Source organism: Bradyrhizobium sp. AZCC 1719, assembly GCF_036924525.1.
Classification (GTDB): domain Bacteria; phylum Pseudomonadota; class Alphaproteobacteria; order Rhizobiales; family Xanthobacteraceae; genus Bradyrhizobium.
The window spans coordinates 4316664-4332161 of sequence record NZ_JAZHRU010000001.1; the positions used below are offsets into that span (position 1 = coordinate 4316664).

Here is a 15498-nt window from a genome sequence, read left to right on the forward strand (position 1 = left end):
ATGCAACAACCCTGAAGGCCCGACCTCGTACTCTGCCGGAGGCCGGATCGATGAAGAGAATGATGGCTGGGCTCGTCGGTTGGACGGGCGATCTCAGCGTTGCCCAGAAAATCTACGGCATCGCAGCCGGGTTGATAGTCGTCACCATCGTGCTGATGGTGATGTCGATCCAGTCGGTACGGCTGCAAACCGGATATCGGCACCTGCAGGCATCGTCAGCCCAGGCCGCGGCCAACGTCAGCCAGGCGAACGGCTTGATCTACGCCATCGTCATGGAATCGCGCGGCATCTACATGTCCACCGACCGCGCGAAGGTGAAGCGGTACGGCGACGAACTCTTAAAGCGCAACCGCGAACTGGCCGGCGTGATGGAGCGGTGGAAGGGAACGGTCCGCGCCGACGACGTCGAGCAGTTCACGGCCTTCAAGCGACGCATCGACCAGTTCATCGAATTCCGCAAGGAACTCGTACGACGCGCGGTCGACGTCAGCCCGGCGGCAGGCCGCGAATGGGGCGACAACGACGCCAACCGAGCGCTGCGCACGCAGCTCAGCAACGATCTCGAGGCGCTGGCGCGGATCTACATTGAACGCACCGTCGAGGCTGCGGATCTCGGCGACCAAGGCCGCTATGCGGCATGGTACCTGTTCGCGCTCGGGTTCGGTGCGCTGATCTTTGCCGCGCTCAATGTGCTCGTGATGCGACGGTCCGTCGTCGGGCCGCTACACGAAATCACCGAGGCGACCGACCGGATCGCCGCCGGCAACGTCAATAGCCATATTCCTCATTACGCCCGCGCCGACGAGATCGGGCGACTGGCTTACGCCGTGCAGAATTTTCGTGACGCCGTGAGCCGCAACGTCGAGCTCGAGGAGCTCGAAGTCGGTACCGCGAAACAGCGGGATGCAGCCATGGATGAGCGCGACAAGTTCAACGACAAGTACCAGGCGACCAAATGGCAATTGACTGCGGCCATCAACAGCATGCCGCAAGGCCTGATCATGCTCGACGGCAAGGCGCAGGTCCTGGCGCTGAACGACCAATATCGAAAACTCTACAGCCTGCCGGTGAAGATCAAGGGGGGATCGTCGCTGGAGGAAATACTGCAGCATCGGGTCGACAGCGGACTGTTCGACGGCGACATCAAGCAATATCTCGCTGGGATCATCGATCGCATCGGAAAACGGCAGCCGACCTCTTATGAAATCAGCCTCACCGACGGCCGCGTGATCAAGATCCACGAGCGGCCGATGGACGGCGGCGGCTGGGTGTCGGTGCAGGAAGACGTTACCGCACAAAGGAAAGGTCAAGCCATTCTGGAGCGGACGGAAGAGTTCCTGGCCGCGATCGTCGAAAACATACCCGAGGGGATTCTCGTCAAGGACGCGCGCAATCTGCGGTACCTGTTCGTCAACAAGGCGGCCGAGGAAATGATCGGCATGTCGCGCGCAGAGATCATGGGGAAAACACCCCGCGAGCTGTTTCCGGAGTCGGCTGCCGAATTGATCGAACGGCGCGATCGGCAGCTGCTGGAGCGCAAGCAGCAGCTCGAAACGATCGTCGATACCGTCGATAACCCGGTCAAGGGCCGGCGCACCATTGCGGTGCGGCGGCTTCAGATCGGCGGGCCAGAACGCGAGTCCCATTTGTTCGTGAGCATGGTCGAGGACCGGACCGGCCAGACCGATGTTGCGGCCCCGATCGAAGCTGCGGCCTGACGATCAAAAGGCGGCTCAGCCGCCTTCACTTTCGTTCGCCTCGCGAGGGGGCCCGGCGACCTTTTCATGGCCGGCGGCCCAGAGCGCATGCTCCTCGCTGCCATCCCGATATGGATTGGCTTCCGCCGGCATGTTCTGGCGCGCGGCGCGCTGGCCTTCCTCGAAAGGGTCGGGGTCGGAATTCATGATGCCGCCTTTCGGGTTTTCGATCTGGTCTTTTTTGACGTCGCTTCGTTCGAAGCGGCTGCGCTTTTCCGCAACGCGTCCTTGAGGTCGATGGGGATGCCGTGCTTCTTCAGCAGGTCCGCAAAGGCTTCGTCAGCCAGTTCCTGAAAGGTCGCCATCCGGTCACGTGCAAGCTGTTTCAGCTTGTCGAACGTATCGTCGTCGAAGGCGATCAATTTGCGCAAAGCGTGGCCACTCCGGCCGTCGAGCGGATGTGAATGAATGATCTGGCAGTGGATTCGTTCCGGCAGGAACAAGGCCAGGGCGCTGTCGTTGCTTCCTAAAAGGAGATTTCCGATGAAGCTGGCGTCTGCAGCCGCTGCTGTCGCGGCAATCACAATCCTGATATCGCCGGTCACTTCATTTGCACAGAGTGTCGGCGGAACATCCCCCGGCAGCCCCGGCACCACAGGTTCGCCGGGCGCAGGCTCGGCCGGTGTAGGTACGCCAGGTGTTACCGGTGCGCCGCCAAGTCCCACGACTCCGGGCGCGGCAAATCCGTCCGGACTTGCGCAGCCGCCTCCGCCTGGCACCAATACTGCCGGCACCGCCCAGTCGTCAGGCCGGGGCGTGACGACCGGCTCGGCCAAAACGGGCAGTTCAACCGATGATGCTGTCATCAACGAAGAAAACAAGACGGTCGAACGCAAGATAAAGGGCATTTGCCGCGGCTGCTGAATCCATGCCCGAGCGACGTCCGGTCGCAGGGCAACGCTTATGACACAGCAAGATTAGCCGACGTCGACAACATCGCGCGCAGTCATGTACTGCGCAGCGATCCCTGCTGCCTGCCATCACCAGCCATCAATCGCAATTTTCCGAAAAATTGCGCATATTTTTTGATGCATCCTTAGATAGCCGCGTGGAACTTTGCCGCGCGCGCATGGAACCCATGCGTGTCTAAACAAAGAATTTGTGGAGACGGAAAGATTTGCGCTCCCGCCTTAAGCGGATGGTGGTTCGATGATCGTCTCATCCACGTCCTATCTCTCATCGGTCATCAAATCCTGCGCCAGCGATTTTCGAGCTTCCGCCAGCTCCATCGCGCTGTTGTGGGGCTTGGCTTGCGCGCAGCCGTCGATGGCGCAATCACTGCCATCAGGCGGAACGGTGGTGAGCGGGAACGTTGCGATCGGCTCGACGTCGCCGACCAATCTGACGGTCACCCAATCGAGCCGCACCGGCATCGTCAACTGGTCGAGCTTTTCGGTCGGCCAAGGTAACCAGGTCCAGTTCAACAACGGCAGCGGCGCGACACTCAACCGTGTGACGGGTAATGTGCCGTCGTCGATCAACGGCGTGGTGTCGGCCACCGGCTCGGTCTATCTCGTCAACCCGTCGGGAATCGTGGTCGGACCGACCGGCGTGGTCAAGACCGGCGGCAGTTTCGTCGCCTCGACGCTCGATGTCAGGGACGCGGATTTCCGGGCCGGAGGCGCGCTGACCTTCAGCGGCAACAGCAACGCCTCGGTCGTTAATCTCGGCAAGATCGGCGCGTCGAAGGGCGACGTCGTTCTGGTCGCGCGCCAGGTTCGCAACGACGGCTCGCTGACCGCGCGCAACGGCACCGCCGCGATGGCGTCCGGCAGCGAGGTGGTGCTGAGCGACGGATCGCTCGGCAATGGCAAGGTGCTGGTGCGGCGTCCGGCACAGGATGGTGAAATCCGCAACAGCGGCGCGATCCGCGCCGCGGAAGTGGAGTTGCGCGCCAATGGCGGCAACATCTATGCGCTCGCGGGCAACACCGGGCGCGCGATCTCGGCAACGGGTTTTGCCAGCAAGGGCGGACGAATCTTTCTTACGGCCGAGGGCGGTTCGGTCAACGTGACGCAGAAGGTCGTAGCGCGGCGTATGCAAGCAAGCGTGGCGCCCACGGGGACCGCCGGGCGGCGCTCGTTCACCGGCGGCGACGTCGTCGTCAGCGCCGACAAGGTCGTGATCGGCGACGCCATTGCGGCCAAAGGCAGCAACGGTGCAGGCGGCACCGTCGTGGCGACGGGCAAGGATGTCACGCTCACGTCAGACGCAAGGATCGACGCCAGCGGAACGTCGGGCGGCACCGTGCTGATCGGTGGCGACCGCGCCGGCGGCGCCGATGCCGCGCGGAAGTTTCTGCCGCAAAGCATCGCCAATGCGCAGACCACGACGATGGAGGCGGGTGCGACGATCACCGCCGACGGCATATCGGGCGCCGGCGGCAATGTGGTGGTGTGGTCGGACGGCACGACCTCGTTCGGCGGCGCGATCAGCACCAACGGGCTGCGCGGGGGCTTCATCGAGACTTCGGGGCATACGCTCAACTTCAATGGCGGCAGCATCAATGCCGGCCGCGGCGGCACCTGGCTGCTCGATCCGGTGGATCTCACGATCGATGCGACGCTCGCCGGCACCATCGCGACCGCGCTCAACGGGGGCAGCAACGTTACCCAGGAGACGAACGCGTCCGGCAGCGGCGGCAATGGCGACATCACCGTGGCAAGCGGCATCAACTGGTCGACCAACGCGACGCTGACGCTGAGCGCCTATCGCAACATCGCGGTCAATGCCAACATCGCGAGCACCGGCGGTGGCGGTGTCGTGCTGCGCGCCGACAATGCCGGCACAGGCACCGGCACCGTGACATTCGGCGGCGGGCAGGTGTCGACCGCGGGAGCCGTCTCGATCTTTTACAACCCGACCGGCAGCAGTTCGACCGTCAATGCCACCAAATATACGGCGCCGACGCAGACGAATTTCAGCAGCAACGTCACCGGCGGCGCCACGCTCAACACCTACATGCTGGTCAACACCGTCTTTGACCTGCAGAACATGAACAACAATAAGGCCGGCACCTATGCGCTCGGCCGTGATATCGATGCCGGCATTACGTCCACCTGGAATAGCGGGGCCGGCTTCGAGCCGATCGGGGGCGGCAACACCTTCACCGGAAACTTGGATGGCGAGGGCCACACGATCTCCGGCCTCTTCATCAATCGAATAACCCAAAACGTTGGGCTGATCAGCTATCTCGGCCCCGGCGCCACGGTAAGCAACATCGGCGTTATCGGTGCGACCGTCACCGGCCGGACCGCTGTCAGCGCGATCGTCGGCTCGAATTACGGGACGGTCATCAATGTCTACTCGAGCGGATCGGTCACCGCCACCGAGGCCGGTGCCGGCGGTCTCGTCGGCTACAACTTTCAGACCGTGTCGAATGCCTATTCGAGCAGCACCGTCAGCGGACCGCTCTTCGTGGGCGGTGCCATCGGACTGAGCAATATCGGCACTGTCGACGGCACCAATACCACCCCTTCGATATCACAGGTCTATGCGACGGGCGCCGTGACCGGCACGGGCGGCAGCCCGAGCTATGTCGGCGGGCTGGTTGGCTTGAACGGCGGCTCCGTCACGGCGTCCTACTGGGACACTTATACGAGCGGGCAGGCGTCCGGCATCGGCGGCGGTGGGGGCAGTGTGACGGCCGTGACCAGCGACCCGGCGCTATCCGACGCGGCCAACTACGCCTTCAAGCAGAGCGCCTACGGCAGCTTCAGCTTTCCGGGAACGGGCTCGACCGGCTGGTTCATGATCGACGGCCAGACCCGGCCGGTCGGCCGCTGGGAATACCAAACCACGATCACCAATGCGCACCATTTGCAGTTGATGGCGATGAATCTTGGCGCGAGCTACACGCTGGCCCGCGACATCGACGTTGGTCCCGCGCTTGCGGCGGTCGGCGGAAAATATCCCGGCATGTGGTCGTCGAGCGGCTTTTCGCCGATCGGCAATTATTCCAACCAGTTCACCGGAAGCTTCGACGGTCAGAACCATGTGATCTCGAACCTTGCGATCAACCTGCCAGCAACCAACTATGTCGGACTTTTCGGATATGCCGCAGCCGCAGTCACGCTAAGCAACGTCAGCTTGCAGGCCGCATCCATCACCGGGCAGGATCGCGTCGGCATCCTGGCCGGCGTGTCGAGGGGGACCATCACCAACGCCTCGGCAACCGGCACCCTCACGGCAAGATTCTCTGGCGGCGGATTGGCAGGCGAATCTTCGGGTAGCATTGCCAATAGCTGGGCGGCCGTGACGGTCGCTGGAACGGAGACGGCCAGTTCCTCCATGGGCGGTCTCGTTGGATCGAACGGCAACGGCGGCAGCATCCGAGACAGCCACGCGACCGGTAACGTCACTGCCGGCACCGGCGGCACGCGTGCTGGTGGCCTCGCCGGTTCGAACCAGGCGGGTGCCAGCATCCTCAGGAGTTATGCCACTGGAGCGGTTAGCGGCGGCAGCCAGGGAGTCGGCGGCCTGGTCGGCTACAACACCAGTGCCGCAGATGGCTTTCCAGCAGCCTCCATCGCCGATTCCTACGCGACCGGAGCAGTGACCGCCACGGCCTTCGGCGGCGGACTGGTCGGCATCAACTCCGTGGCAGCTTCCATTATCAGATCCTACGCGACCGGAGCGGTCAACGTCACGGCCGTCAGCAATGTATCGTATGCCGGGGGATTGGTCGGGAGCAACTCCGGAATAGTCACTCAGTCCTACGCGAGTGGGACGGCCAACGCGACGTCCTCCTCTCCGACGGCGGCGGCAGGCGGGCTGATCGGCGGCAACGGCAGCACGGCTACGGTCACGCAGTCCTACGCGACCGGGGCTGCGAGCAGCGTGATCACCGTCTCCGGCACATCAGCGGCCGGTGGATTGATCGGCAGGAATATCGGCGCAGCCACCGTTCGACAGTCCTACGCAACCGGTGCGGCCACCGCCACCGCCGTTGCCGGGACCGTAATGGCGGGCGGACTAATCGGCCACCACGCCGGCTCGGGCACCATCGCACAGACCTACGCGATCGGCGCTGCGACGAGCGCCGTCTCGGTTTCTGGCACCGCAGTGATGGGCGGCCTGATCGGATCGGTCACCGGCACCGGGGCCGTCACGTCGTCCTACTGGGACACCGATACGTCCGGGAGGACGAATGCCATTGGCAGCGGCGCCAGCACCGGCATTACGGGCCTCACCACCAGCCAGATGCAGGATCCCGCAAACTATGCGTCGACCTATGCGGGTTGGGACTTCGCCAATGTCTGGTCCGCGCCGAGCGCCGGTTACTATCCGCAGCTCTACGGCGTCAACTACGTGCTGCGGGTCAATCCGGCCAATGCATCGCGGGTGTATGGGGAAGCCAATCCGGCGTTCACCTATTCGATCTACGGCTTCCATGCCGGCGATACGGCCGCGATCGTCAACGGCCTCTCGGTAACGACGGCGGCGACGGCGACTTCGAGTGTCGGCACCTACGCGATCAGCGCAAGTGGCGGCAGCGCCGTGAGCGTTTCGGGGCAGGCCTATCGCTTCATCGATGCACCTGGCACACTGACGGTCACGCCGCGCGCCATCACCGTAACCGCAGATAACCAGAGCCGCATCTACGGTGACGCCAATCCCGTTCTCACTTATCAGGTCGGCGGCTCTGGCCTGGTCAACGGCGATACGCTATCGGGTACGCTCGCGACATCGGCGATGACTTCCAGCGCTGCTGGCGTCTACGGCATCACGCAGGGAACGCTGGCGGCCTCATCGAACTACGCCTTCGCCTTCGTCGGCGCGAACCTCACGGTTACGCCGGCAGCCGCTACGCCAGCGCCCGCTCGCGTGCCGACCGCAGAACTCGGATCCTACGTGAAGTCGCGGGTGCCTCTGCCTGCGCCACAGCCGCCCGAGCAGATGCGCGAGCCCGCAAGCATCGAGCAGTCATCTCCCGCCATCATCTGCAAATCCAGGCGATGCCTCGCGCTTCCTCATCCCGACAACCGTCGGATTGGCGCACGCGCCAGATTCGTCGGCGCGATGACAGATCGCGATCGCCTTCCGGCCTTCGTCGACAATTGATGTTGATCGCGTGCGGTCGCACGACGCGGCTGCACTTCTTCTACGACCTCGATGCACGCAATGGTTGGTGTAATTGCAGGCAGTTCAACCGTGCACGCTGCAGTTATGCCACACGTGGAACTCAACCTTAAACCGTTCTTAATCCATAAACCATATTGGTTGACTTATTCATTGTTCGCCGTGTGCGACAGAACGTCGGAACGTGCAGCCTCATGCGAACTTACATATCGACATCCCGAAGCTCTGACAGGCTCCGGTCGTCATGACGCTGGCACTCTCCGAACATTTCGGATCGCACGCGACACAAGTGCGAACGTCCGCGCGTCATGAGCACAGAGTGGGCAGACGTTGCACGCTGCTGATGGTCTGCGTTCTTGCAATCGCATCTATCGACGTCGCGCAGGCGCAGGTGGTGGAGCGCAATCTGCCGCCGGAGCCGCCGCGTCGCACGCCGGCGATCAAGATCGATACCGACGATCTGCTCAAGAGCGATGATGCAACGCCGCTCGGCGTGAACGTTCATGCCATCGTCCTGATCGGACCAAATGCCAGCGTGAAGACGCATAGCGGCACGAAGGGTGTCGATGTCGATCAGGTCAGCGGCGTCGACGCCGCCGCGGTCCGCGAGCCACTCACGTCGTTTCTCGATCGGCCGCTCAGCCGCAAGCTGATTGCCGAAGTGCAGGCGGCGGTGGCTGCGGCTTACCGTGAGGCCGGGCGACCGTTCGTATCGGTCACGCTGCCGCCGCAGGAAGTATCGTCCGGCGTGCTCCAGCTACGCGTGATCCTCTTCAAGGTTGCCGGCATCAAGGTTACGGGGGCGGCACCCGAGAGCTACCCGCAAAGCCGCATCCGGCTCGTCCCCGGACAGGAAATCGACGCCCGCAAGCTCGAGACTGACCTCGACTGGGCCAACCGCAATCCGTTCCGGCAGGTCGAAGCGGTGTTCGGTCCCGGCAAGGACCTCGGCATGACCGACGTCGACATCCAGGTGACGGACCGCAAGCCATGGCAGGTGTACGCCGGCTATGCCAACAGCGGCACGCTGCTGACCGACCGCCATCGCTATTACGTCGGCGCCAGCGGGGGGCCGTCGGCCGATATCTTCGCCTCCTATCAGCTCACCGGCAGCAGCAATTTCTGGGCCAATGACGGGCTGTTCAACCGGCCCGACGATGCCAAGTATGTCAGCCAAGCGGGACGGCTGCTCACGCCGCTTGGATTGCGCACAAGTCTCGAAGTCGTCGGCGATCATGTGCTGACCAATGAGCGGCCCACCAACCTGTTCCGGATCAAGACTCAAACCAGCCAGGCCTCGGCGATCGTTCGCACCGCGCTGTCCGATCTGCTGCCGCCGACGACCGGCGATCTGCTCGGCGGCGTCGAACTCAAGCATCAGCTACGCACCACCATCTTCGATGGGACGCCGGTCGCCGAGGGCAGCGCCGACGTCGCCCAATTGGTGGTGGGATGGAATGGGCGCTGGTCGGACAACCTCGGCACCAACAATCTCGATGTCCGTTTCAAGTCCAATCCCGGCGGCATTCTATCCGGCAACAATTCGAGCGCCTGGAGCGCCTTCACCAATGGACGCGTCACCGACGTGCAAACCAATCTCGTGACCCTCGAGTATGGCCGCGTGACGCCGCTGCCGAAGGGCCTGTCGCTGAAATCGGAAGTATCCGTGCTGGCGTCGTCCAAGCCGCTTCCGGACACCGAGCGCATTGGGCTCGGCGGGATACACGCCGTGCGCGGTTATGTGACCGAAGACGGCGTCGTCGATCAGGCCGTGATCCTGCGCAATTCGCTCTACGCCTCGCTGCCCGGCATGCCCACCTGGATGCCGGGCACGCTGGCGCCGTTCCTGCTGGCCGATGTCGGCTGGGGGCGGGATCTGTTTTTCCGGCGTGACACCACGCTATCGTCGGTCGGGGCCGGGTTCGACTTTGCAGCCGGGTCAAACTTCAACTCGAAACTGCTGGCGGCGAGGGCGCTGAGCGACGGGCTGCACAGCCGGGCCGGATCCTGGCGCGTGTCGTTGCAGGCGTCGGTCAGCTATTGAAGGTCTAATGGCCGGGTAGTTGACGGAAGCCCCAAAAAGAACAAGGCCGTCGACGCAGTATACCGTCAACGACCTTGCCAGCCCCGGATATTGAAATCGGCTCACGCCATCCGGTGAACTACAGGATGCCCGGGATTCACCCGGAGATATGTGATCCAGTTCACAAAAGCGCGGAAAAAAGTTGCGGAGATGCATGCCGCAACGGTCGAAAATATCCCGTCGCCCGGCCGCATGATGCAATTCCCGATCCGGGGTCAGGGGATGAAAATCGCTGGATTGCCCGAGTGGGCGCCGCGGCTTGCGGCGGCGCCGGCCATACGACCCCCCCTCCGCAGGCGACTTCGTCGCCGAGCGCCGCCCAGACCAGTTAGCCGCGGGCCTTGGCGCGGCTGCGATTTGCGCTCCGGGCCGAGCGGGGCTTTGCCTTGGCTGTTCGCTTACGCGGCGCGGGAGCGGCGGTGGGTTCGGAGGCCTGCGCGCTGGCAAAGGATTGCCGCAAGCCGTCGATCGCTTCCGTCAGCGTTCCAACCTGCTCGGAAAGCTTCCTGGTGTCGGCCTGCTGCGCGGCGAGCAGGCGGCGCACGGTGAGCAGTTGGTCCTGCACCACCTGCAACTGGTCGATCGATTCCTGCTGCGTCGCTTCCAAGCCCTTGGTCTTCTCGACCAGTTGCTCGGACGCTTGCGCGGTGCGCGCCTGCAACTGGCGTGTCGCGGCCGCGCGATCGGTCTCGGGAGCGCTGCCCGTATAGGCGCGCCACAGGGTGATAAAGCTTACTCCAAGCACGACAATGACGAGAGCCGCAGCGGCGATCGCAATCGGCTGACCGCCGAAACGCGCGACGGGGCTGGCACTCCGGGGGGCGAGTTCGAGCATGCGACTCCAAATCCGGACGTGATTTCAATGCCCCCCAAATAGCACAGCCGCGCTGCCGCTAAAACCCGGGATTGCGGCAAAAATCGACTTCGCGTGGCGCTGGCGGCGTAGTCGTCAGATCAAAACACGACAGTGCGCGGCGGCCCAGGGGGCCATCCGCTGTTCATTTCCGCCCAGTCGAAATCGCCATCAGGCCGATTTGCGGTGGACCATCTCCGTCAGCGCTCGATCAGCCACAGCCTTCAAGCCGCTGAGAGTGGTATTTCCCTTCCTGGCAGCTTGAATGAGTTTCGTGGCGATCTTTTTTCGGGTTTCGTGGTCGCCGCCGTGTTTCAAACCCCTGCAGGTCTCTTCCAGAACCACATCCAGACTTGCCGCGGTACGGTCGTCCACATGGATCATCTTGCGCCTCCAAGCCGACGAAAATAGGGGATTGATTTGAAGGGCAGATCGACGGTCCTGTCTGTCTGCTAATGGGCATATAAGGGGATTTAAATGCCGGCCCCCAAATACACCGTGGCAAAATCCATATTTGTGGATCAGGAGCGCTGCGGGAGGCGGCCTGCGAATGCTATGACACCGTCAACTCGCATGATCGCGCGCTGCTCGGCAACCAGTACTAGCACCGGGTGCAAAGCTACGAGTGGAAGGCCGCTCAAAAAAGTTGCGGCCACCCTTTGGGGGAAGGGTGGCCGCGCGCGAACCGGTCTGGGACGGGGAGGGGTGGGGATGTGACCGGGTCGCGGGTTGGTAAATTCCTTCTCTCGTTATCGATCGCGTGACGAGGCGGTGGCGACCGCCGGGCGGCTGTCACCGAGTGCGACCCATACGTTCGGGTCGCTCTGTGACTGACGCTTGACGAAGCGGTAGCCGGTCTCGGTCCAGGCCAGGACGTTTTCGTTCTGGTTGTCGAGAACGAACTCGCCCTTGTCGGTCTTCACCGTCAGCACGGCGTGGCCTTCGCCCTTCTTGTCGCGCACCACCGTGATCAGCAGCGCCTCGCGCGGCCATCCGGCGTCGATCAACATCTTGCGCTTCAGAAGCACATAGTCCTCGCAGTCACCGTAACCGTCCGTCGGCAACGACCATTTCTCGATCACGCCCCAATGATCCATGTCGGTGATCGGCTTGATGGCCTCGTTGACCCACTTGTTGACCCGCAGCAGATCCCGCCACGCCGTCTGCGACATCACGATGTCGCGCGGCTGTGAAGCGCCGCTGCGGCACTCGCCCGTGTTTTCGGCGCAGAATTCGACCCAGCCGATCGGCGAACGCGCGGTATCGCCCAGGCTGGCATAGAGCGCGTCGCCGGCTTTCGCCGAGACGCTCATCCCCAACAGGACGGCGATGACCGCCAGTCCCTTCCCCTGTCCCCTGAACAACATCGTGGCCCCCGTTTCTTGTTGGGACCACGTTTCGCACAAAGGATTTGCGCCGGCGCTAAGTCAGGCAAGTACATTTGACGTGAATACTAGTAAAGCTAGCGACGAATTCGATCTATACTTGAATCGAATTCGAATAAAATTTGAAACAACTGCAATTGATTCAAATTTTACGGATTAACGCCTGTGGCGCTGCAATAGAAGAGGATGCGCAGGCAAAAGCGCCCCGCATTAACCGACTTTGGCCGTTGCCGGACAGCGAAAAGGCGGCATCCGGCAACGCGGATACCGCCTTTGGAGCTGAAAAATCAGGGATTTTTGGCGGCTGGCGCTTTACCGCGCGGTAACCGCGTCTTCGAGCGTGTCGGCGACTTGCTCATGGACGAACTCGAGCGCAAAGCCTTCTTCGAGGTTTCGCACCACGCGGGACTGTACCTTGCCTAGCATGACCAGCGATTTCAGCGGCGGGCGGTTCTCCGCGGCGATGGCCGCGCCCGACAGTGACAGGTCGATGATGCGGCAGGTCATCTTGCTGCCGTCCTCGAGGGTCAGTAGCGCAATCGGGTTGCGCGGCACGATACGGTCGTGGCGGCGGTCTTCGGGCAGATTGAGGATATCGCGGTTGGCGAGCCAGGTGAGCTGGGCGGCGAGCTTGTCGCGCTTGCGCGCGGTGGCGCCGACCGTCATGGCAAAGCCGTTGTCGATGATGCGGGTGATTTTGCCCTCGACGCGGCCGATATGGTCGAGATAGGCGATCACGCGGTCGCCGACATTGCCGATGCCGGGCGCCAGCAGCGCCAGCCCACCCGGCGACATGTTAATAATCTGGCAAGGAAATTCGCGGCGATCCGGCAGCATGTAGCGGCCGAGCAAGTGAACCTTGACGCGCTGGAAGCGCCGGCGCTCCTCCGCGGACGGCACAGTGGTAGTTTTCTTTTGCGCAAACGACATCTTCGCCACCAGACAGCCGGTCCTTCGGCGTCAGGAAGACCCTAAGGCCGACAGGGTTAACGATGTGTTAGCGCCGGTTGCATGAAAGCGGTATCCACCGCGGATTGGTCGTATCGCCGCAATTCCGTTGCAGCGATACATCAAAACGTCCGGACTGATCCCTCGCGCTATCGGGCGCTCACGCTGCTCGATCGCGTTCAGAAGGGGTCTGTCGCGCCCGCCAGGGCCGGCCCAAAATTGCGAGCAGGGAGGAATGAGATGCCGGGAGTGAAGCGGGAACGCGACGGCAACGTCAGCGTGCTGACATTGGATGAGCCCGACACCCTGAACGCAATGACGCCCGCTCTCCTGGGGGACCTCGCCATTGCCATTGGTGAAGCTAACGATGATCCTCAGGTGAGGGCGTTGGTGCTGACGGGCGCCGGGCGTGGCTTCTGCTCGGGCCAGAACCTCAAGGCGGCGCAAATCCTGGGCGACGACATCGCGGCCGGCGTGATGAAATATTACTGGCCGGCGTTCAGGGCGCTACGCGAATGCCGCGTGCCGGTCGTGGTCGCGGTCAACGGCGTGGCGGCGGGCGGCGGATTCAGCCTTGCGATGGCGGGCGACATGATTGTTGCGGCACGTTCGGCGCGCTTCATTCAGGTGTTCAGCCGCATCGCGCTGGTCCCCGATCTCGGCTCGACCTGGCTGTTGCCGCGCCTCGTCGGCCGGCAACGCGCGCTCGAATTGATGATGACCAACGAGCCGCTGTCTGCCGATCTCGCGAAGGAGTGGGGATTGGTCCGCGAAGTGTTCGACGACGCGGCGCTTCGTGACGGGGCGCTTGAGCTGGCGCGCCGGCTCGCTGATGGCCCGACGCGGGCGCTGGTCGCGACGCGCCGCCTGATCGACGAGAGCGAACACGCCACCTATGCCGACCAGTTCCGCCGCGAGATCGAAACGCAGGCGGAAATTCGCCTGAGTGCGGACGCGGTGGAAGGGCGCAATGCCTTCCTTGAGAAACGTTCGGCGGTGTTTACCGGACGCTGAGGCCGAAACTCAACCGACCTGGCCGACGAACTGCTGCAGTTCCGGGGTTCGCGGGGCGGCGAAGACCTCTTTCGGCACGCCTTCCTCATGCACCTTGCCGTGGTGCATGAAGACGAGCTTGGTGCCGACGTCGCGGGCGAAGCGCATTTCGTGCGTCACCAGAATGAGCGTCATACCCTCGCGCGCCAATTGCTCGACCACGCGCAGCACCTCGTTGACCAGTTCGGGGTCGAGGGCGGACGTGATCTCATCGCACAGCAACACCTTCGGCCGCATCGCCAGCGATCGCGCGATCGCGACGCGCTGCTGCTGGCCGCCGGAAAGCTCGCTCGGATAGGCGTCCATCTTTTCCGACAACCCCACCTTCGCCAGCACCTCGGCGGCGGTGGCGCGGGCCTCGGCCTTCGATACCTTGTTGACGACGGTGGGCGCCAGCATCACGTTCTCGGCGGCCGTCAGGTGCGGAAACAGGTTGAACTGCTGGAACACCATGCCGACATGGCGGCGCAGTTCGCGCAGATTGGTGTTGGCGCCGGCGACCTCGATGCCATCAGCGACGATGCTGCCGGATTGATAGGTCTCCAGGCCGTTGATGCAGCGGAGCAGGGTGCTCTTGCCGGAGCCGGAGCGCCCGATGATCGCCACCACGTCGCCCTTGGCGATGTCGAGCGAGACGCCTTTCAGCACCTCATTCGGGCCAAAACTCTTCCTGACGTCACGGATGCTAACGAGCGACATTGAGGCGGCCTTCGATTTTCTTCGCCCACCAGGACAGCGGGAAACACAGGCAGAAATAGATCAGCGCGACTAGCGAATAGACCAGGAACGGCCGGAAGGTCGCGTTGTTGAGCATGGTGCCGGCCTTGGTCAACTCGACGAAGCCGATGATCGAAGCGAGCGCGGTGCCCTTGATCACCTGCACCGAAAACCCGACCGTCGGCGCCACCGCGATGCGCGAGGCCTGTGGCAGGATGACGTAGCGCATCTGTTCGATGTAGCTGAGGGCGAGGCTGGAGGAGGCCTCCCATTGGCCCTTCGGGATCGCTTCGACGCAGCCGCGCCAGATCTCGGTCAGGAACGCGCTGGTCCAGAACGTCAGCGCCAGCGTCGCCGCCATCCACGGCGAGACTTCGACGCCAAACAGCGCGATGCCGAAGAAGAACAGGAACAACTGCATCAATAGCGGCGTGCCCTGGAAGAATTCGATGTAGATCTTGGTGAACCATTCCAGCGGCGCGATCCGCGAGGTGCGCATGAACAGCAGCACCAGCCCGACGATACCGCCGCAAAAGAAGGCGATCAGCGACAGCACGACGGTCCACTGCGTGGCGATCAAGAGGTTGGACAGGATGTCCCAGAAGCTGAACTGCAGCATGG

At 63.1% G+C, this 15498-nt stretch carries 13 protein-coding genes; 5 read left to right on the top strand and 8 right to left on the bottom strand.

All coding sequences use genetic code 11. The features are described 5' to 3' along the window. The first annotated feature begins 50 nt into the window (after positions 1 to 50). Complete coding sequence (locus V1292_RS20225) at positions 51 to 1718, top strand: PAS-domain containing protein (protein WP_334374456.1); 1668 nt, start codon at positions 51 to 53, stop codon at positions 1716 to 1718. Between the two features lie 15 nt (positions 1719 to 1733). Here V1292_RS20225 and V1292_RS20230 read toward each other — a convergent pair whose 3' ends face one another. Then, positions 1734 to 1904, bottom strand: coding sequence for a ribosome modulation factor (locus tag V1292_RS20230; protein WP_334374458.1), 171 nt, complete (start codon positions 1902 to 1904; stop codon positions 1734 to 1736). Further along, the gene (locus tag V1292_RS20235; RefSeq protein ID WP_334377105.1) at positions 1901 to 2128 is read right to left on the bottom strand and encodes a hypothetical protein; all 228 of its coding nucleotides are present in this window, start codon (positions 2126 to 2128) and stop codon (positions 1901 to 1903) included. Before V1292_RS20235 ends, V1292_RS20230 begins: the two co-directional genes overlap by 4 nt. Positions 2129 to 2906: 778 nt before the next feature. Between V1292_RS20235 and V1292_RS20240 the strand changes: the two genes are divergently transcribed. Both V1292_RS20240 and V1292_RS20245 read left to right on the top strand, forming a co-directional pair. After that, complete coding sequence (locus V1292_RS20240; RefSeq protein WP_334374459.1) at positions 2907 to 7820, top strand: beta strand repeat-containing protein; 4914 nt, start codon at positions 2907 to 2909, stop codon at positions 7818 to 7820. Positions 7821 to 8157: 337 nt separating this feature from the next. Further along, positions 8158 to 9882, top strand: coding sequence for a ShlB/FhaC/HecB family hemolysin secretion/activation protein (locus tag V1292_RS20245; RefSeq protein ID WP_334374460.1), 1725 nt, complete (start codon positions 8158 to 8160; stop codon positions 9880 to 9882). A 367-nt stretch (positions 9883 to 10249) separates the two neighbouring features. Here the strand turns inward: V1292_RS20245 and V1292_RS20250 are convergent, their stop codons facing one another. The 3 genes from V1292_RS20250 to V1292_RS20260 form a co-directional block, all read right to left on the bottom strand. Then, positions 10250 to 10756: a hypothetical protein gene (locus V1292_RS20250; RefSeq protein WP_334374461.1), complete on the bottom strand. Its 507-nt coding sequence runs from the start codon at positions 10754 to 10756 to the stop codon at positions 10250 to 10252. 189 nt (positions 10757 to 10945) lie between these two features. After that, positions 10946 to 11158, bottom strand: a complete 213-nt coding sequence (locus V1292_RS20255) for a hypothetical protein (RefSeq protein WP_334374462.1) — start codon at positions 11156 to 11158, stop codon at positions 10946 to 10948. A gap of 365 nt (positions 11159 to 11523) precedes the next feature. Then, the gene (locus V1292_RS20260; protein ID WP_334374463.1) at positions 11524 to 12141 is read right to left on the bottom strand and encodes a transglutaminase-like cysteine peptidase; all 618 of its coding nucleotides are present in this window, start codon (positions 12139 to 12141) and stop codon (positions 11524 to 11526) included. Between the two features lie 140 nt (positions 12142 to 12281). On the opposite strand from V1292_RS20260, the gene V1292_RS20265 reads away from it, so the two are divergent. Continuing rightward, complete coding sequence (locus tag V1292_RS20265) at positions 12282 to 12485, top strand: hypothetical protein (protein WP_334374464.1); 204 nt, start codon at positions 12282 to 12284, stop codon at positions 12483 to 12485. Here V1292_RS20265 and V1292_RS20270 read toward each other — a convergent pair. Continuing rightward, positions 12472 to 13089 (bottom strand): PilZ domain-containing protein, encoded by a 618-nt coding sequence (locus tag V1292_RS20270; RefSeq protein WP_334374466.1) that lies wholly within the window; start codon positions 13087 to 13089, stop codon positions 12472 to 12474. The genes V1292_RS20265 and V1292_RS20270 overlap by 14 nt on opposite strands. A gap of 258 nt (positions 13090 to 13347) precedes the next feature. Between V1292_RS20270 and V1292_RS20275 the strand changes: the two genes are divergently transcribed. Beyond that, the gene (locus V1292_RS20275; protein WP_334374467.1) at positions 13348 to 14121 is read left to right on the top strand and encodes an enoyl-CoA hydratase-related protein; all 774 of its coding nucleotides are present in this window, start codon (positions 13348 to 13350) and stop codon (positions 14119 to 14121) included. A gap of 9 nt (positions 14122 to 14130) precedes the next feature. Here V1292_RS20275 and V1292_RS20280 read toward each other — a convergent pair whose 3' ends face one another. Continuing rightward, positions 14131 to 14859 (bottom strand): amino acid ABC transporter ATP-binding protein, encoded by a 729-nt coding sequence (locus V1292_RS20280; protein WP_065748040.1) that lies wholly within the window; start codon positions 14857 to 14859, stop codon positions 14131 to 14133. Then, entirely contained in the window at positions 14846 to 15496 is a 651-nt protein-coding gene (locus V1292_RS20285) for an amino acid ABC transporter permease (protein WP_334374468.1), read from the bottom strand. The genes V1292_RS20280 and V1292_RS20285 overlap by 14 nt, the downstream gene beginning before the upstream one ends. Positions 15497 to 15498: the final 2 nt, after the last annotated feature.